Raw genomic sequence first — 19,009 nt, 5'->3', positions numbered from 1 at the left:
CGGATGCAACGAGGCCTAAAATAACAGCCTTTTGCAATAAAGTTTTTTTACTGTTTTTCATCTTTATATTGATTAAAAAGTAACGTTAACACCAAAATTGTAGGTTGCGTATAATGGATACACATTAGCATCGATACCCATATTGCCTATAGAGCCGCCAACTTCGGGGCTAAAGCCTTTGTAGCCGAAAAAGTTAAGGGCGTTTTGAGCGTTGGCAAACAGCCTGACTTTTTGAATTTTCCATTTGCTTAAGATGCTGCCCGGCAAGGTATAACCCAACTGCGCATTTCTGAGCCTGAAGTAGGCACCGCTTTCTACATAAAATGAGTTAGGTTTTGCATTGTCTGTCGAGCCCACGTTTACTGATGGATAGGTATTTGAAGTACCCGGGCCATGCCAGCGATGATCAAAAAAATCTTTAGTGAAGTTTTCGTTACCAAAACGGTAAGCAATATTGGCGTTATAAACACTTACATCGGCAGTACCCTGAAAATCCAGAGCCAGGTCAAAGTTTCGGTAAGTGAACGAGGTATTGATACCGTAGTTATATTTTGGCAGCGGGCTACCTAAAACTACGCGGTCTTTGCTATCAATTACACCATCATTATTGGTGTCCTGGTATTTAAAGTCGCCAGGTTTGGCGCTGGTTTGTTTTGATGCCGCAACTTCCTGTGGCGTTTGGAAAATACCGGTTACCTGGTAACCATAAAACTCGCCGATGGGCTGACCAACCACAGTACGGGTAGCCAACTGACCATTGGCAATGCCGTTACCGCCCTGGTAAATAGGAATATTTCCTGATAATACATTTAACACTTTATTGGTGTTAATGCCAAGGTTAGCGCTGATGCTGTAATAAAAATCCTTGGTAGCCTGGTCTTTCCAACTTAATAAGAACTCGACGCCGCGGTTTTGGATGGTAGCCTGGTTGCCAAGCACTACGCCGCCATTTGTACCCAACGATCCAAGTATTGGAAGAGGATAGATGGCATCTTTGGTTTTACGATCATAATAATCAGCCTCAAACGATAATTTGCTATTAAGAATCGCACCCTCTATACCAAAATCGGTCGATTGGGTTTTTTCCCAAAATATAGTTGGCGGTACTACTGTGTTAACGCTTGCACCAGGGAACGTTGTTTGAGGTGTGCCAAATATCGCTGTTAAGTAAGGATCGGCAGATACGGTTAGGATGCTCGGGTTAATAGGTACACCTGAGTTACCTACTTTACCCCAGCTGGCACGTAATTTTAAAGTGTTAAACACCTTCTGATCTTTCATAAAATCCTCGTTGGTGATAACCCAGCCACCGCCTACCGACGGAAAGTACCCGTAGGTATGGTCGCCGTAAAACTGCGATGCACCATCGCGGCGTATAGAGGCGTTTAAGAGATATTTATCTTTAAACGAATAGTTAACACGCGCAAATTGCGACAAAGCGCGGGTATATACCTGCGAGCCCGGAGTAGCGTAATAAGTTACCTTAGCCGTATCAGGGAACGAACCGCGCTGGCTGCCGCTACCAACGTAAGGTACATTTTGCGCATGCGCATCTAACTGTTTGGTACGATAATTTTGCGCGCTGTAACCTAATAAAGCGGTTATTTTATGATCCTTGATTTTCACATCGTAGGTAAGTGTGTTTTCCCAGATCCAGTTACGGGTTTCGCTGTGGTTAACATCCAGGTTTGATACAAGGCTTTTTTGTGCAAATGTGGCGGCATAAACCGGAGTGTATCCTCTAACTTCGGCCTGACCTATATCGCCGCCAAAGCTTGTTTTAAATTTAAAGTTTTTGAGAAAAGATACTTCACCATACCCATTGTAAGTAAAGCGCATGTTTCTTGATTTCTGATTGAAAAAATCAAGTGTAGCCTGCGGGTTATAGTTATTACCATCACCTGTATGGTAATCGTTAGGATCGCCATAAGCACCATCTTTATAATAAACAGGTAAGGTTGGAGCCACACCAAACAACTGATGGAAAATTCCGCCGTTTACATCGGCCGATTTCCCGGATAAACCACTTAATGTATATCCCAATTTAAGCCCTTTTACAGGTTTAAAATCGTTTGATAAGTGAAGTGTGTAACGCCTGTAATTGTTTGTTTTAGCCAAACCATCCTGGTCAAGGTAACCGAATGAAAGGTGGTATGTTACCTTTTCGGTGCCTCCGCTTACTGAAAGTTCATGATTTGTTACGAAAGCATTGCGTAAGATTTGCCCATACCAATCAGTACCTTTTCCGTAGCTTGCCGGATCGCTGAATAATACCGGGCTTACGTTATTAGAAGTATAAAGCTCATTAATAGCCGTTGCGTACTCGGTAGCATTAGCCATTTTTACCTGGTTGGTAACCGACTGCCAGCCTGCATAACCGTTATAATTAATAACAGGTTTGCCTTTGACCCCGCGCTTGGTTGTAACCAGTACAACACCGTTGGCTGCACGGATACCATAAATAGCAGTACTTGAGGCATCTTTTAAAATAGAGATATTCTCGATATCCTGCGGGTTAAGAAAACTGATATCATCATACCAAACCCCGTCAACCACAAACAATGGGCTTACATTACCAAATACAGTACCTAAACCGCGAATACTTACCGCAGGTGAAGCGCCCGGAGAACCGCTGTTGGTGATCTGCACACCGGCAACCTTACCCTGTAAACCGCTTATTGGGTTTACCGAAGCCTGTTTTGAAATTTCGGTACCTTTTACCGATGCTACCGAACCGGTAACATCAAGCTTACGCTGAGTGCCGTAACCAACCACAACAACCTGTGCCAATTCGTTTGCTTGTGCCTGCAGCGTTACATTCAATGTGGTTTGTTCGTTTACCGGTACAGACTTGGTTGCATAACCGATATAAGTAATGGTTAAGATTCCATTTTTTGATGCCTTAATTGAGTAAAGGCCGTTAACATCTGTTTGGGTCCCGTTAGTTGTTCCTTTTTCTTGTACCGATACGCCTATCAAGGCTTCGCCGGTAGCAGCGTCGGTTATTTTTCCTTTTACTGTAACGTTTTGTGCAAACGCAGCGTCAAAAGAAAAAAGAAGCAATAACATCAACCCTGAAATAGTAAAAATTCTTTTCATAGTGGTTAATTAAATAAAAAGCGGATTAGAAATAATTGGTTTATTATTCTACAAAGCTGAACAGATAATGTTTTCTTAACAAATATTGATACTCAACATTAATACATCATCATAAAAATACTTTCTCAAGAGCAATTTTATTAATCTGCAATGAACTGACAATTAAATATATACATACAAAAAGCATATACCATACATACTACACAACCGGCTACACCGGATTGATGTATTAAAGACACGATGAGAGGTAATGATGTAGTATTAAAGCTCAATGAGAAACTCGGTTAGGTTTTTATCATGCTCCAGATTGAGCTTTTTGCGCAGCCGGTAACGACGAGATTTCGACACCCCGCAAAGAGATGTTGAGCAGTGACGCTATCTCCTTACTATTCATATTCATGCGCAGGTACGCGCATAGCTTAAGGTCATTTGGCACCAGGTCGGGGTGACCGGCTTTTAATTTTTTAAAGAAATTTTCGTGCGCTTCGTTAAAACTGGTTTCAAAAATGTTCCAGTCACGCTCATCGCTCATGCCTTCATCAATCACTTTTTGGATACGGCGCAATTGCTCGTCGGCAAGCTTCTTACCGTCGCCCCCTTGAGGTGGGTTAACTCGTCGCTTATTTTTTGCAGCAATTCATTTTTATAAACTATGTTCATGGCCGAATTTGCGAGTTCACGGCTTTTACTGGCCAGGTCGGCTTGCAGCTGCTCGTTCTTTATATTGATGATGTGCTGCTCATTTGCAATAGCTTCCTGCTTCAAAAATTCTTCCTTCTCTTTCTGCAGCTTTTGTTGAATCTGCTGCTGATGTTTTTTCAATTTAAGCCCGTAGTAATACCTGATCACATAAAATAGCAATACAGCCAGCAATACATAAAACACCAGCGCTATTTTGCCGGCATACCATGGCGGCAATACCGTAAAAGTTATTGTTGAAACAGCAGATTGATACTGGTCATTGATCTTAGCCCTCACCTTGAAATTATAGGTACCCTGGTTAAGATTCGTAAACTCCTTTTGGCTTTGCGGCATCCACTCACTCCATTGATGCGAATAGCCTTCCAGATAATACTGAAACCTGATTTTAGCCTGGGTATAATAAGGCAGAGAATAACTTATACGGATGTTATTTTCGGCGTAAGGTATTTCAATGTTATTGTTCTGTTCTGCTGCTTCAGTTATCAACGATACCTTATCGGTAACATTCTCTATCCTCCTGATCAAAACATCAGGTATTTTGATCCTATTGGGCAGTTGAGCATCTGCATCGTTTAATATCACAAACCCGTCATCAACACTTATCAAATAGGTTGAGTTGTTGATACGGTTAATGGTTTCATAATGCTGTACCATCTGTCCGTTCAGGATTGAAAACCTGTTGGTATCGATGGTTAGCTTCCCGGTAACAGACATATCGGCCAAACCAACCCTGCCCTGGTTAATGAACCAGTATTTTTTGCCTATAGCCTTAATGATTTTGCTTGAGGTGGCAAATGTGCCCAGTTTGCTATTAAGCTGCTGATATTTATAAAATCTGTCGGTAATATCATCATACACATAAAAACCCAAATCTGACGAGAAAACCGTGCGGTTGTCGAGATCAAATACATTAATGTTGTAACTACCCGGCAAACCATGTTTTTGGTCGTAATAAACGTGCGATACCACAGTGCGCTGATCGGCGCTTAAAGTGAGCTTATAAATACCCTTATAAGCGTGGCTTACCCAAATTTGACCTTTGGCATCACGTTCAACATAGCGTGAAGGTTCACTGAAACCCGCTAATTTATGGCTGAATTGCCAGTTGCCAGCGGCATCTTTCCGGTAGATCACCAGGCCGGTATAAGTGCCCTGCATGAGCATATCGGGGGCCATTTTCTTAATGGTCCAACCGCCTGTTACATCCGAGATCTTTTTTAACGAAGCTCCGTTTACCTGGTAGGTTCCGTCGTTATGGCCGCACAGCAACCTGTTATCCTGTAAGGACAAATCCCACACCTGCCCCTGCGAACCGGGGATCAGTTTAAAGTCGAATGTTTGAAAGGGGCTGTTATGATTATCGGGCAGCCAATCGCTATAAAATAGTCCCTGATTAGTGCCGAGATAGATCTTCTTATCAAAAATGATACTTGAATAAACCGTACCGAATTTGCCGGTTTTGTCGAAATAAAAATACAAAGGCGAGTTAACCTCAATTCTATCGATACCATTATCCAGTCCGGCCCAAAGGTTTTGGCTGGCATCGGTATAAAGGCTTAACACCGTATTGTTTTGCATACCGCTGGCTTTATTGATATGCTGCACTACACGACCGGCAGTATCAACGATCACAATACCATTAAGAATGGTACCATAGGCGAAATACTTATCGGCGATGGCCGCGCCATTATTCAGCTGGTAGGTTTTTAAAAAATCATTTGCCTGGCTCACCCATGGCTTAACTGTTTTACCATCGTAGATAAATAAACCATTTTTTGCCGTACCGATGAGATATTTACCCTGTTGAAATGGCAAAATAGATAACACACCACTTGCACCTAAAATATTGCTGCCTTCAATATATTCAAGCTTTAAACCTTTAAGCTCAAAAAGCCCTTTTGTTAATTGCTCCACAAAAAAGCGGCTACCACATTTAAAAAGGAACAAATACGGCTCATGCGCTTTTACAACTTCAATTTTACCAGCCGAATAAATATAGATAGCCCCGAATGATTGGAAAAGCACCCTGTTGTTATCGCAATATATTTTCCAGATCTCTTCGGTTACCGGTAAAAAGTTTTTCGGTACCAGGTTAACGAGTGAGGTATATTTTAAAATGCCCTTACCATCGTTATGCCAATAGCCAAATTCACCGTATCCACCGGCATACACCCTGCCCTTGCCATCAGCACTAACTGAGCGTACAATTAAGCCATTGGGCATGTGGTACTGCTGCCAGTATTTACCATCAAAGGTGAGCAGGCCTTCGGCATTACCAAAGTACATGATATCGTGCTCATCGCGCGTTACCGACCAGTTTTGGTTACCAAACTGGTAAAGGGCCTTTGTATAATTTTGCACATACGGCACACCTACGCTCTTAATATCTACCGACCACGCGGGCCAAACCGATATAAAAGCAAGAACTATAATAATACACAGGGTTTTACGCATAGGATGTAGCGGCTCAATTTGCTAAAGTAGTGTTTGTACCCGACAAAATAAAAAAGCCTACCCTTGAGGGTAAGCCTTATATAATTAATTGTGCCACAGCTGTTATACTATTGGCTGCAGTTTATTTTTACTCACATTTACCGGTTGAGGTACTTTTACATAATACCCGGTACCATCATAAACCCGTTTACGCGGATGCTCTTTACAAGCATCGCTGCAGCAGCCGTCCATAGCGGTTCCGCATTCATCGCACTGGGTAAAATGCTCGTTGCACTCGGGATTGGCGCAATTGATCATTTTTGGTGTGGTTTTGCCGCAATTTAAACAGGTTGAAATAACAACCGGGTTCACGCTGTTTACATCAACCGAAAGGCGGTTATCAAATACATAGCATTTGCCCTCAAAATCCTCGCCGCCGGCTTCCTTACCATATTTAATGATACCACCATGCAACTGGTACACTTCCGGGAAACCCTCGTGCAACAATAAGGCCGATGCTTTTTCGCATTTGATGCCACCGGTGCAATATGTCAGGATCTTTTTATCCTTGTATTGTGCAAGCTGATTGATCATATCCGGAAAATCACGGAAGTTATCGATATCGAGCGTTACGGCATTTTTGAACTTGCCTAACGAGTGTTCATAGTTTGAGCGCACATCCAAAACAACAACATCGTCCCTGTCTTTCATAGCCAAAAACTCTTTTGGCTCCAGGTGTTTGCCGGTTTTTTGTTTAGGGTCGATGACATTAGGGTCACGGAGACCTGAGTGTACAATTTCTGACTTATAACGCACATGCATTTTTACAAAGGAAGGCGTATCTACTTCATCAATTTTAAAGTCGATACCGGCAAAACGCTCGTCGGCGTGTACGGTATCCATATAGGTTTTACATGCCTCAACAGTACCAGAAACAGTACCGTTAAGCCCTTCATCGGCCACAATAATGCGCCCGGTTAAACCTAAACTTTTACAAAATTTTAAATGATCGGCAGCAAATTGCTCCGCATTAGCTATTGTTGAATAACAATAGTATAGTAGGGTATTATACATTTTCATAAAATCATTGATACTGCTGCAAACAGTGTTAAATGAGCGGCGCAAATGTAAGATTTTTAGGTGAAAGCTCAAAATGAGGTAAAAGGCAAAAGGTAAAAGGCGAAAGGTAGCTGCAATATTTTAGGCGAAAGGTAGCTAGGACTTTCTGCCTTAGGCAAAAAACCTCTTACCTTTCGCCTTTAACCTTTTACCTTCAAAACCTTATCTTATCCCATAAAAGATCCTGAAGCCCTGGATGTATTTTTTATCGCCGGCGTAGGAGATACCGTAGTCAACACGGAAAATTAAGCGCTGTATGCCTACGTAAAACTCGCGATAATTGCGGTTATTTTTCGTGGTGAGGTAGTTGGCACCGATAATTTCTTCAAGCTTCCACTTTCTTAACAACGGGATATGATTAAATAGTGAACCTGCAAAATTATGTTGGTAATGCGCCTCTAAAAACGCACCGTTGGTACTGTAGGTATAAAAAGGCAGGAAGTGGAAACTACCTACATAGGTAGGATCAAAAGTGGTACCCTGGTTACCTAAAAAGTGGTTATAATCCATGTAGTACAGGTTGTTGTTATTGAAAAAGCCTCCGCCCGATACTTTAAATGATGAATAACCCGAAAGGCCGACACGGATATGGTCCTGCGAGAGATCGACAGAAGCAAAATCGTAATCTACATCCGAGCCAATAATATTTTTAAATCCCTTGCGGTAGTTTACCGTTAAGGTTGGATATTTTGAAGGCAGATTAAACTTGCCGGTGGGCCGTGTTTCATACCGCTGATCAAAAGTAAAAGTAGCCGACGCGTTAAATACAAGCGCCTGATTATCCGGAAACAAAAAAGAATGGTCATCAGCCGGAGTACCCGGCGGAGCTAATGGATTATTTGATGTAAACTGGCGATCTTTAATATCCTTTATCTTGCTAAAAGACGTATTGTAAAGCTGCGAGCGACTTGAATACGACAAACCTCCTTTTAAAAACACGCCGTTTAACACTTCGCGCTGATAGCCGAAATCGCCATAATGGCTTCGGTAATATTTAACATAGTTATTTTCGCTCAGAAGCGTACTCAGCGTGTTGAAATATAACGAACGCGTGCCTACATTGTTAAGATCAAGCACATCGCTGCCAAAATCAGCATAAAACTTAGCGTTATGGAAAGGATCGTTCTTATACTCAAAACCCATGTTGGCGCTAAAGGTCTTATTGGAGAAGCCGTAGCGAACAGCCGGCGTAACGGTTAATGAATGAAAATCATCAATTGTACGGATATAGCTTACCTTTGCGTTAATGCCAAAGCCCTCAACCGTGTTGTAGTAAAAGGTTTGTATAAATGGGAAGATATATAATGAATCCCTGTTGCTTTTATTGCTGGCCGCATAGCCAAAAATCAGGTAACCCGGGTAATTAATATGATTTTTATGATGCTGAAGCGAATCCAGGTAGGCATCCGTCTTTTTATATTCTTCAAAGGCATCCTTTTTTTGTAATCACGATCCTCAAAAGCGGTTAAAGGTATGGGCCTTGCATCGGCCCAGTAGCCCGGCTTTTTACTATTAGCTACCGTATCAATTTTCAGAATCTCACCGGTAAAAAAGTTATCAGGAAATGTCGGGTTGATTTTGTAGTTATTATAAACAGCGGCGTAATATCCGCCAAATTTAAATCCGAAAACGGCCCCTTTAAAACTGTATTGGGTTGATGCAGGCATCCATACGCTATCGGTTATGGCTACGTATTGCTGCCTGATCTTTAAAGTATCAACCAGGTTGAGGTTACTTGTTTTATTTTCAATAAACAGGTCAACGCTATAAATACGCCAGTCGCCGTCAACAATATAAATATCGCCCTGAAAATACTGACCATGCCCGCGTTTCGGAATCACCTGGATTTTGTGGATGGTATGGCCATTTTCAACAGAAGTTCCCAGCAATTTGTAATTATAAAACCTGGGACCATATGAAGCAACCGGAGAAACAAAGCCACGGGTAGCCAACCCGTTTATAGTAAATACATTCTGGTAAAAATTAGCCTGCAGGTCGGACGCTTTTTTGTAGCCAAATGCTGTGTTCTGGCCAGCCATCCGGTTGGCAATGGTAATCTCCCGTACCTTGTTGGGCTTTTGAAAATTATATTCAGATAGTGATTCGGACTGGTAGAGTATCCCCCTACCGTTTGTATCCAGATCGAGCGTTTTCCTTACCTCCTGCCCCAACAATGATTTAGGTACGCTCAGTAATTTTTGCACTCCTTTGATGTAAACCGCGCAGGAGTACGAAGTAGCTTCCTCAATATAGTACTTGCGTTTTTTTAGCACCTGCTTCATGATGGTATCGGCAGCATCCCGGTTTTTACGATAGGTTTCGGCTACCCTGTTGGTGGCAAATACTTCATCGGCCATTTGTACATTATGCTCCTGGTCATGATCAGCTATGGTAACCTCTTCAATCTTTTCAGTATAACCAACATAGCGATATATGACGTTATAGGTACCGGGGGCAAGTTTAAACTGGTAAATTCCGTTTTCGTTGGCCGTTGTACCATAGGTGGAATTGCGGATATAAATAGAAACAAATGGAATAACCTGTCCATTTTTATCGGTTATCTTCCCTGTTAAAAGTGATTGCTGTGCGGAGGCCCTTATTACGCAAAAAGCAGTGATTAATAGTAGTATATATTTTCTCATATGTTACTTATGGGTAATGTGTTATGGCTTAAAAATGTTTTATTATTCAGTTAATAATTATTTAAGGTTTAATAAACCCTATCAAATGCCCGCGAATGCTTAATTTTGCCCTCTTTAAAACACGCATGCTATGTACAACACACTAAAGCCGGTTTTACAACAGGAGTTAACCGAAATTGAAAACGCCGGGTTATACAAAAAGGAACGGATCATTACTTCGCCCCAGGGCGCCGATATTACTGTTCAGGGCGGTGCCGAAGTAATTAACTTTTGCGCCAATAACTACCTCGGCCTATCGGGTAATGCCAAAGTAGTACAGGCCGCCAAAGATGCCATGGATACGCATGGTTACGGTTTATCGTCTGTACGGTTTATATGTGGTACACAGGACATACACAAAGAGCTTGAAAAAAGATAGCTGAATTTTTGGGCACTGAAGATACCATACTTTACGCTGCGGCTTTTGATGCCAACGGCGGCGTGTTTGAACCTTTATTTAACGATCAGGACGCTATTATATCTGACGAACTGAACCATGCTTCGATCATTGACGGCGTGCGCCTTTGCAAGGCCCAACGCTACCGTTACAAGCACGATGATATGGCCGACCTGGAAGAAAAATTAAAAGCTACACAGGAGTTACGCCACCGCATTATCGTAACCGACGGTGCTTTCAGCATGGACGGCACCATTGCCCAGTTAGATAAAATCTGCGACCTGGCCGATAAATACAACGCGCTGGTAATGATAGATGAGAGCCATTGCTCAGGTTTTATGGGCAAGAATGGTCGTGGTACGCATGAACATCATAATGTGATGGGCAGGATTGATATCATCACCGGTACATTAGGTAAAGCTTTGGGTGGCGCATCGGGTGGTTTTACATCTGGTCGTAAAGAAATTATTGATATGCTACGCCAGCGCTCGCGCCCGTATTTGTTCTCAAATACTTTGGCACCAGCAATTACCGGTGCTTCAATTGCGGTACTGGATATGTTAAGCGAAACCACAGAGCTTCGCGACAAACTGGAAAGCAATACGCAATACTTCCGTCAAAAAATGACCGAAGCTGGTTTTGACATTAAACCCGGCGTGCATCCGATAGTCCCGGTTATGTTATATGATGCCAAGCTGGCCCAGGAATTTGCAGCCAAAATGCTTGACGAAGGTATTTATGTAATAGGCTTTTACTATCCGGTTGTACCGCAGGGTAAAGCAAGGATCAGGGTACAGATCTCGGCAGCGCATGATATGCACCACCTTGATAAAGCTATCGCAGCGTTTACTAAGGTGGGGAAGGAACTGGGAGTGCTTAAATAACACGCTTAGTTTTTTTATATTTGTAGATATAATTCCTTTTTATGGAAAGTACAAAGTTAACTTTGAGTGTCAAGGCCGATTCGCTGTCTCTTGTTAAGGAGTATGCAAAACGGCAACACACCAGTGTATCCAAACTGGTGCAGGAGTTTCTTGATGGCATAGCAGAGCAGGAAAAAAGGACGATCCGATAAAAGAGAAGTATAAAAATGTGGAAATACCTGAATGGATCAAACAACTTACAGGTATAGTGAAGGATCCTAATCCGGATATGAGCTACGATGATATGAAACACGAATATTTCAAAGAGAAATATGGCATATAAACGCCCCTTTCTGGATAGCGATGTTTTACTGGACATGTTTTTAAAAAGGGATCCCTTTTTCTTCCACACTCAGATACTGCTAATTGAGTGCATAAAAAGAAACATCGAATTGCGAACCTCCTCATTGGTAATAGCAAACATAGTTTACGTGTTGAGGAAACAGGTTGGGATATTGAAAGCCAAGGAGAATTTAAAGAATCTGTTTAATTCTGCAAAAGTGTTGCCTTTCGAATTCGATGCAATAGAAACAGCAATATTAAGTGATATCACAGATTTTGAAGATGCCATCCAATTTCACATTGCCCAAAAACATAATTGCGACGCCATCATCACCCGAAATATAAAAGACTATAAAAACTCAACCATACCGGTTTTAACGGCCGAACAATTTTTAAACACATTATAATGCAAGCTCAGATAGACCAATATACCGCCGAGATCAATGCTTTTTCGCCAGCTAATGCTGATGAACTGGAGGCGTTCCGTATTAAATTTTTAGGCACCAAGGGTATTATTAAAGACCTTTTTGAGCAGTTTAAAAGCGTTAGTCCGGAAGAAAAACGCACTTTCGGCAAGGTACTTAACGAGTTTAAACAACTGGCCGAGGCTAAGTATAACGAACTGAAGGAAAATTTAACATCCGACGTCCAAAATTCGAAATCCGAAATCGATCTTACTTTACCCGGCGATGGCTTTACTGTTGGCTCACGCCATCCGTTATCATTGGTGCGTAACGAGATCATCGATATCTTTAAGCGCTTAGGTTTCGTTGTTGCCGAAGGCCCTGAAATTGAAGACGACTGGCATAACTTCTCGGCCCTGAACTTCCCGGAAGAGCACCCGGCACGTGACATGCAGGATACCTTCTTTATTAAAAAGAATAACGGTAAAGATGATATTGCGCTGCGTACCCACACCTCATCGGTACAGGTACGGATGATGGAAGCCGGCAAACCACCGTTCCGTGCAATTATGCCGGGCAGGGTTTACCGTAACGAGGCAATTTCAGCTCGTGCACATTGCTTTTTCCACCAGGTTGAAGGTTTGTATGTTGATGAGAATGTATCTTTCTCTGATCTGAAACAAACGCTTTATCACTTTGTACAGGAGCTTTATGGCGAAGGTACAAGGGTACGCTTCCGTCCGTCATACTTCCCGTTCACCGAGCCATCTGCCGAAATGGATATTTCGTGTACCATTTGCGGTGGTGCCGGTTGTAACATGTGTAAACACAGCGGTTGGGTAGAGATTTTAGGCTGCGGCATGGTTGATCCTAACGTTTTGGAAAACTGCGGTATCGACAGTAAAAAATATACAGGTTTTGCCTTTGGTATGGGTATGGAGCGTATTGCCAACCTAAAATACGTGATCCGCGACCTGCGCCTGTTTTCAGAAAACGACGTACGTTTCCTTAAACAGTTCCAAACTGAAATTTTATGAGGAAACTCACTATAATATTATTGGTAGTTATCGGTTGCTTTTCGTGCGGAAAAGCAACCGATAATGTACCGAGCGTACCTGTTAATTTCCAGGCCGCGTTGGGCACACCGGCATTGAGCCCCCTTAACGTTGCGGGCGGCGCGGTGGCCATTAATGGTTATGGTGTGTCCGGATTGATCATTTACCGTAAAGTGAACGGCACTTATGCGGCCTACGACCGGTGTAGCAGCTATCAGCCCGAAAAAAATGCGCCGTAACAATTGACAATACAGGCTTTACGGTAACCGATCCCTGCAGCGGTTCAAAGTTTAGCCTGGAAGATGGCACTCCGGTAAAAGCCCCGGCAACAAAGGCATTAAGAACCTATAGGGTAGCTGTTACCCAGTTTGAAATTCAAGTAACTAATTAATGGAAGCCGACAAAATAAAAGATAGTATTAAGCGGGCGGCACAGGAACTTTTCCGCAAATTCGGGTACCATAAAACCAGTGTTAACGAGATTGCCAAAAAGGCAAAAATTGCCAAGGCAACCATCTATAAATACTTCGATAGCAAAGAGGCCGTATTGCACGTACTGCTGATGGACTACATCAAAGCCAGTGTTGACGACCTGGTACAAAGCAATTGGAATGATATTGATGAAGAGGTTTATCTCAACAACCTCATCATGAAAACCTGCCGCCTCTCCTACACCGTTTGTAACGAGTTTATTGGCTGGGACTTTATCCGCGAGTCAACCAATTCGCAGGATTTTTTAAAAATCTCTCTAATGAGCTGGAAGAATTGCTTATGGCATCGTTTATCCAATTGCCAGGTATCCGCAAGCACGAAACTTATCAGCAGCGCTTACGCTTCCTGATCAAGTGCAGCAAAAGCATCGTGTTTAGCTTTGCCTTTACTTCGGTAAGTGATTCGGACGTGCGCAAGAATTTTGTTTCTTTTCAGAAAGAGATCCTACCTTATCTGGTTAAGGCTGCGGTTTCGGTTTAAGAATACCTTTCAATTAAAAACTACCTAAAGAACGACCTACTTATTGCCGTTGACTAAAGTCAACGGATTAAAGGAGTAAATAGCCGGGCTTCAGCCCAAATCCAAGGTGTATTTCGGCTAAAGCCTTCTGTCTTTCGCAATAATTCCGTCGACTAAAGTCAACGGCAATGAATTTATTTGATAGCTATCTGACCGGCCTTTAAACAGTTTTTGACTATTTGAGTAAAAATTTCTATTTTTTACTTTGAAATACAAAGTACTTTACGCTATATTTGTCTTGGGTTTAACAACGAGCCCCTTCTTTTTAATTATACACTTTGAAATACAAAGTACTTTATATCTAAACAATCATGATAGAGGAACAATCACCAAAACAAACAACATTGGGCTGGCTCAGGGAGTCGGCAACATTTAAATTGATCTTTATCGGGCTATTGGCGCTTTTACTCTTAATTCCATCAGCCTTCGTCCAAAACCTGGTAACCGAACGTGCAGCCAGACAGGGTGAAACGGCCAAAGAGGTATCAGATAGCTGGTCGGCCAGTCAGATCATTAAAGGTCCAATATTGGTTATCCCTTATAAAAAAGGAATAAATATGCCCGACACCGCTAAGCAGGCGCCTATAGAAAACCTGTACATTTTGCCCGACAACCTTCACATTAAGGCAGGCCTTACAACACAGCTTAGGCACCGGGGCATTTTTGACGTGGCGGTATACAATACGCAGGTAAAAGTAAGCGGTAATTTTGCCAGGCTTGATCTCTCCTCACTCGGTATAAATATAAACCAGCTCCTTTTAAACAAAGCAAGATTTGAATTTAGTGTGAGCGACCTGAAAGGTTTGAAAAGCAACCCGGTTATAAAAACAACTCAACCCATACTTGGCGCCGAACCGTCATTTGAATCCGTATTTGGCAATGGTTTGCAAGCCGGTGTTGATCTTTCAGCAATAAACAATAACGAAATTCCATTTGATTTCACGCTTGATTTGAAAGGCAGTGAAGGATTGAGCTTTTTACAAATGGGTAAAACTACCGATGTGCGGGTAAATAGCAACTGGAGCAGCCCGAGCTTTGATGGCAATTTCCTCCCCGATGACGCTAAAGTTGATACCAGCGGCTTTAGCGCCAGCTGGCGTATGATGTATTATAACCGGCCATTCCCACAACAGTGGACCGGTCAGGAAAAAACGTTGGATAACGACAAAAAACTTAAAGATGCCACCTTTGGGGTAAAACTCCGTCTCCCGGTTGACCAGTATCAGAAAACCATGCGTACCAGTAAGTATGCGATATTCATTATCCTGCTCACCTTTATCTCCTTGTTTTTAACCGAGGTTATCCGCAAGCAACCGATACATATGTTCAATTACATACTGATTGGTGCGGCTATGGTTATTTATTATACGTTGCTATTATCGTTTTCAGAGCAGGTTGGCTACAACATGGCTTATCTAATTGCTTCTGTGTCAACCATAGCACTTATATCCGTATTTATATCATCCCTGCTCAAAAACGGCAAGGCGGCGTTACTGTTCGCCTTTATTTTGGCTGTCTTTTATGCCTTCATCTTTGTGATCATTCAACTGGAAGATCTTGCCTTAATGGTTGGTAGTATCGCGCTGTTTATCATTATAGCGGTGTTGATGTACTTTTCGCGCAAGATAAACTGGGATAAAAATTAAGCATTGCATATACCAATCAACAAAGATTTATGAAATCTTTGTTGATTATAAATTAAACCCTATACCGATTTGGTTTTTAGTTTAAAAATTACTATGTTAGCATAGTAATTTTTTATTTTATGAGCCGCGAACTAACAGAACTTTCAGACCTGATTGATGAGCAATTTGAGATAGAAGATATTACCGTTGACGATAATATGGTTAACTATCTGCTAAGTTTATTTGCTTAGAAATCCTGCTTAAGATCGTAACGTCTTTTAAAGGCGACCGGCTTTCTTTTGTCCCTCTCCTCCCATTTTCAGGATTAAATAAATAGGGTTAACTTTGCAGCCTGATGAGTAAAGCTAACAAACCAAAGTTTTTTGAAAACGTACAGATCATTGATATTGCCGAAGAAGGCAAAGGTGTAGGCAAGGCAGATGATTTTGTTCTTTTCGTAGATAAAGCCGTACCCGGCGACATTGCCGATGTACAAGTGTACCGGAGTAAGAAAAACTTCGGCGAAGGCAAGATCACCGAATTAAAACAAGCTTCTGAATACCGCACTACTCCTTTCTGTGAGCACTTTGGCACCTGTGGTGGCTGCAAATGGCAGCACATGACCTATGAGGCTCAGCTTAAATTCAAACAAAAATCGGTTGGCGATGCTTTAAGTCGCCTGGCCAAGATCAACGTTGATGGCATAATGCCTATCGTCCCATCTCCTGCCGACAGGTATTACCGCAACAAACTTGAATTTACATTCTCCAACAAACGCTGGCTTTACGACGGCGAAAACAAAGAAGATGGCACACTGAATATGAATGCCCTCGGTTTCCACATTCCAGGCAGATTTGATAAAATATTAGATGTAAACCATTGCTATCTGCAGGCCGAGCCCTCCAACAGTCTGCGTAACGAGATCCGTGATTTTACCATTCAACAGGGTTATACGTATTACGATCTGCGTAATCACAGCGGTATGCTCCGCAATTTGGTTGTACGCACCTCATCAACCGGTGAGATCATGGTTATTGTGGTTTTCGCTTACGCGGAACAAAGCGAGATCGATAACCTGATGAGCCATATTGACGCTCGTTTCCCGGAAATAACTTCATTGTTATATATCGTAAATCAGAAAAAGAACGATACTATTTTTGACCAGGATGTTGTAGCCTTTAAAGGCCCCGAATATATCCACGAGGAAATGAATGGCATCAAGTTCCGTATAGGGCCTAAGTCATTTTACCAGACCAACTCTGTACAGGCACTCCGTCTGTATGAAATAACCCGCGATTTTGCGGGTTTTAAAGGCGATGAACTGGTTTATGACCTTTACACGGGCGCCGGCACCATTGCCAACTTTGTTGCCGGTCACGTGCGTGAAGTTGTTGGTGTTGAGTATGTACCAACTGCTATTGAAGATGCTAAGGTAAATTCGGCCATTAACAATATCACCAACACCAAGTTTTATGCGGGTGATATGAAAGATGTATTGGTGGCCGATTTCGTAGCTGAGCATGGCAAACCGGATGTGATCATTACCGACCCACCACGTGCAGGCATGCACCCTGATGTAGTAGCCCGCTTAATGGAAATTGAAGCCCCTAAAATTGTTTATGTAAGCTGCAATGCCGCCACCCAGGCCCGTGACTTGCTGGTGCTAAAAGAAAAATATGATACGGTTAAAATTCAGCCGGTAGATATGTTTCCGCATACCCAGCACGTAGAGAACGTGGTGTTGCTTGTTTTGAGAAGCATATAGTTCATGGTTGAGGTTCATAGTTATCGGCTTGCGGATAATTGAATCTTAATCAAAAAACCGGTGTAATCCCCTAAAAAAATCAACGAAATCAGCGTAATCAGCGTAATCAAAAAAATCAACGGTCATGAACCCTGAAGAACTGCTTAACGAAGGAAATGAACGCAACAAACCGGCGGCCGATAGTCCACTGATAAGTTTGGAGCGCGACCTAAAATATTTTAACGAGTCAATTAAAGAGGTATCTGAGGAGATCATGAACGAAGGTCTTTCTTCCTACCCTATTTTTATAGCTCATCAGCACGAACTTAGTTTAGGCGAATTAATCCTTGATCGTCATGATTTAAACTCGGAATGGAGCATTCATGCTTCTACATTGGAAGAATTTGTAGAACGAGACGTTATAAAGCCTGTACTGAAAGAACGCTTTATTAACAGCTACAAAGATCCGTACCAATTTATGTGCGTATTTGTAGTGGTTCCCGAAGGCGCAAACTTTGTGTTTTTCCCTTACGCTAAGTAAGTTTTATTTATATAAATTTGAGACGTGCGGCCCCTTCTCCCGAAGACGCAATATGGAATGGACTATTTTAGTTAAATCCTGCTTCCGCATAAAAGCTCCTTTAAAAAGAGCAATAAATAATGCTGATAAAAATGCCTGAAAAAAAGCTTCTCATACTAAATAAGCAACAGATCCAGCAAAAGCTCGACAGGATGGCCTACCAGATACTGGAGGATAATTTTGACGAGAATGAAATACTGATAGCCGGTATTCTGCCACGCGGTAACCACATTGCCGAACGCCTGAAAACCATACTTGACGGTATTGCGCCTTTCAAAAGCCGTATCATCACCATCGAGCTCGAAAAACAAAGCAGCAGCCTGAGCGCTAATATTGATTTTGAGGTTGAGGAATGCAGCAATAAAGTAGTGATACTGGTTGATGATGTACTAAACAGCGGTAAAACCCTTGCTTATGGCTTTGGTGTGTTTTTAGATGTTCCGCTCAAGAAACTTCGTACCGCGGTATTGGTTGACCGTAATCATAAAAGCTTCCCTATCACTACGGATTTTGCCGGTGTGGCCCTTTCAACCGTTATTAAAGAACATGTTGATGTAGTGCTTGATGAAGAAGATGGCGAAGAGGATGCGGTTTATTTGAGGTAAGATTATTAAATTTGTTTATAATCTAAAAACATGTCAATAGCTGAAATAAAACAAACCAAATCAAACCTGATTGCATGGATTGAGCAGCTTTCTGACTCAAATCTGCTTGCCTTTTTGGATAGTATAAGGAGTTCAAAATCTGAGGGGGATTGGTGGGAAAATTTGTCTGAGGCACAAAGAACGCATATAAATGAAGGTGTTGATGATGCTGAACAGGGAAGAACTATTTCCTCCGCAGAGTTTTGGAATAGATTAAAAAATGGGTAAAGACCAGTTAGTCCGTATCAACTATACGAATCGCTCAATATCAGATGCAGAGGCCATCAAAAATTACCTATTATATAAATTCA

The 19,009-nt window shown here is 42.1% G+C and carries 13 protein-coding genes and 3 pseudogenes; 11 read left to right on the top strand and 5 right to left on the bottom strand.

The window, feature by feature from the left end; translation table 11 throughout:
- Positions 1 to 72: 72 nt before the first annotated feature.
- The 5 genes and pseudogenes from ACRQ5D_RS14275 to ACRQ5D_RS14255 form a co-directional block, all read right to left on the bottom strand.
- Complete coding sequence (locus ACRQ5D_RS14275) at positions 73 to 3,099, bottom strand: SusC/RagA family TonB-linked outer membrane protein (protein ID WP_091172180.1); 3,027 nt, start codon at positions 3,097 to 3,099, stop codon at positions 73 to 75.
- A gap of 295 nt (positions 3,100 to 3,394) precedes the next feature.
- Entirely contained in the window at positions 3,395 to 3,664 is a 270-nt protein-coding gene (locus tag ACRQ5D_RS14270) for a helix-turn-helix transcriptional regulator (protein ID WP_432329290.1), read from the bottom strand.
- On the bottom strand, positions 3,643 to 6,255 hold the full coding sequence (locus ACRQ5D_RS14265) for a triple tyrosine motif-containing protein (RefSeq protein WP_432329288.1): 2,613 nt from the start codon (positions 6,253 to 6,255) through the stop codon (positions 3,643 to 3,645). The genes ACRQ5D_RS14270 and ACRQ5D_RS14265 overlap by 22 nt, the downstream gene beginning before the upstream one ends.
- Before the next feature lie 102 nt (positions 6,256 to 6,357).
- The gene (locus ACRQ5D_RS14260) at positions 6,358 to 7,314 is read right to left on the bottom strand and encodes a rhodanese-related sulfurtransferase (protein WP_091172177.1); all 957 of its coding nucleotides are present in this window, start codon (positions 7,312 to 7,314) and stop codon (positions 6,358 to 6,360) included.
- Positions 7,315 to 7,515: 201 nt separating this feature from the next.
- Positions 7,516 to 9,995, bottom strand: a pseudogene (locus tag ACRQ5D_RS14255) (DUF5686 and carboxypeptidase regulatory-like domain-containing protein).
- 130 nt (positions 9,996 to 10,125) lie between these two features.
- Between ACRQ5D_RS14255 and kbl the strand changes: the two are divergent.
- From kbl to ACRQ5D_RS14200, 11 genes and pseudogenes are all read left to right on the top strand, one after another.
- A pseudogene (gene kbl, locus ACRQ5D_RS14250) lies at positions 10,126 to 11,315 on the top strand (glycine C-acetyltransferase).
- Between the two features lie 41 nt (positions 11,316 to 11,356).
- Entirely contained in the window at positions 11,357 to 11,506 is a 150-nt protein-coding gene (locus ACRQ5D_RS14245) for a DUF6364 family protein (RefSeq protein ID WP_431199851.1), read from the top strand.
- Between the two features lie 120 nt (positions 11,507 to 11,626).
- Entirely contained in the window at positions 11,627 to 12,043 is a 417-nt protein-coding gene (locus tag ACRQ5D_RS14240; protein WP_091172169.1) for a type II toxin-antitoxin system VapC family toxin, read from the top strand.
- On the top strand, positions 12,043 to 13,077 hold the full coding sequence (gene pheS / locus ACRQ5D_RS14235; RefSeq protein WP_176844531.1) for a phenylalanine--tRNA ligase subunit alpha: 1,035 nt from the start codon (positions 12,043 to 12,045) through the stop codon (positions 13,075 to 13,077). The genes ACRQ5D_RS14240 and pheS overlap by 1 nt, the downstream gene beginning before the upstream one ends.
- Complete coding sequence (locus ACRQ5D_RS14230) at positions 13,074 to 13,334, top strand: hypothetical protein (RefSeq protein WP_431199850.1); 261 nt, start codon at positions 13,074 to 13,076, stop codon at positions 13,332 to 13,334. The genes pheS and ACRQ5D_RS14230 overlap by 4 nt, the downstream gene beginning before the upstream one ends.
- Positions 13,335 to 13,485: 151 nt before the next feature.
- Positions 13,486 to 14,066: pseudogene (locus tag ACRQ5D_RS14225) on the top strand (TetR/AcrR family transcriptional regulator).
- Between the two features lie 350 nt (positions 14,067 to 14,416).
- Positions 14,417 to 15,751, top strand: coding sequence for a cell envelope integrity protein CreD (creD, locus tag ACRQ5D_RS14220; RefSeq protein ID WP_091172162.1), 1,335 nt, complete (start codon positions 14,417 to 14,419; stop codon positions 15,749 to 15,751).
- Positions 15,752 to 16,085: 334 nt separating this feature from the next.
- Complete coding sequence (gene rlmD, locus ACRQ5D_RS14215; protein ID WP_091172160.1) at positions 16,086 to 17,495, top strand: 23S rRNA (uracil(1939)-C(5))-methyltransferase RlmD; 1,410 nt, start codon at positions 16,086 to 16,088, stop codon at positions 17,493 to 17,495.
- Positions 17,496 to 17,619: 124 nt separating this feature from the next.
- Positions 17,620 to 18,015 (top strand): hypothetical protein, encoded by a 396-nt coding sequence (locus tag ACRQ5D_RS14210; RefSeq protein ID WP_091172158.1) that lies wholly within the window; start codon positions 17,620 to 17,622, stop codon positions 18,013 to 18,015.
- 131 nt (positions 18,016 to 18,146) lie between these two features.
- On the top strand, positions 18,147 to 18,659 hold the full coding sequence (locus ACRQ5D_RS14205; RefSeq protein WP_091172302.1) for a phosphoribosyltransferase family protein: 513 nt from the start codon (positions 18,147 to 18,149) through the stop codon (positions 18,657 to 18,659).
- A 30-nt stretch (positions 18,660 to 18,689) separates the two neighbouring features.
- Complete coding sequence (locus tag ACRQ5D_RS14200; RefSeq protein WP_091172156.1) at positions 18,690 to 18,926, top strand: hypothetical protein; 237 nt, start codon at positions 18,690 to 18,692, stop codon at positions 18,924 to 18,926.
- The last annotated feature ends 83 nt before the right edge of the window (positions 18,927 to 19,009 follow it).

The organism is Mucilaginibacter sp. P25, assembly GCF_050859465.1.
Lineage (GTDB): Bacteria > Bacteroidota > Bacteroidia > Sphingobacteriales > Sphingobacteriaceae > Mucilaginibacter > Mucilaginibacter gossypii.
Note: the sequence above shows the minus strand (reverse complement) of the source record. Positions and strands in the feature narration are given on the sequence as shown.

Coding starts and splice junctions, on each gene's coding strand:
- ACRQ5D_RS14275 (WP_091172180.1), bottom strand. CDS start 3,099: ATGAAAAGAATTTTTACTATTTCAGGGTTGATGTTATTGCTTCTTTTT.
- ACRQ5D_RS14265 (WP_432329288.1), bottom strand. CDS start 6,255: ATGCGTAAAACCCTGTGTATTATTATAGTTCTTGCTTTTATATCGGTT.
- ACRQ5D_RS14260 (WP_091172177.1), bottom strand. CDS start 7,314: ATGAAAATGTATAATACCCTACTATACTATTGTTATTCAACAATAGCT.
- ACRQ5D_RS14245 (WP_431199851.1), top strand. CDS start 11,357: ATGGAAAGTACAAAGTTAACTTTGAGTGTCAAGGCCGATTCGCTGTCT.
- ACRQ5D_RS14240 (WP_091172169.1), top strand. CDS start 11,627: ATGGCATATAAACGCCCCTTTCTGGATAGCGATGTTTTACTGGACATG.
- pheS (WP_176844531.1), top strand. CDS start 12,043: ATGCAAGCTCAGATAGACCAATATACCGCCGAGATCAATGCTTTTTCG.
- ACRQ5D_RS14230 (WP_431199850.1), top strand. CDS start 13,074: ATGAGGAAACTCACTATAATATTATTGGTAGTTATCGGTTGCTTTTCG.
- creD (WP_091172162.1), top strand. CDS start 14,417: ATGATAGAGGAACAATCACCAAAACAAACAACATTGGGCTGGCTCAGG.
- rlmD (WP_091172160.1), top strand. CDS start 16,086: ATGAGTAAAGCTAACAAACCAAAGTTTTTTGAAAACGTACAGATCATT.
- ACRQ5D_RS14210 (WP_091172158.1), top strand. CDS start 17,620: ATGAACCCTGAAGAACTGCTTAACGAAGGAAATGAACGCAACAAACCG.
- ACRQ5D_RS14205 (WP_091172302.1), top strand. CDS start 18,147: ATGCCTGAAAAAAAGCTTCTCATACTAAATAAGCAACAGATCCAGCAA.
- ACRQ5D_RS14200 (WP_091172156.1), top strand. CDS start 18,690: ATGTCAATAGCTGAAATAAAACAAACCAAATCAAACCTGATTGCATGG.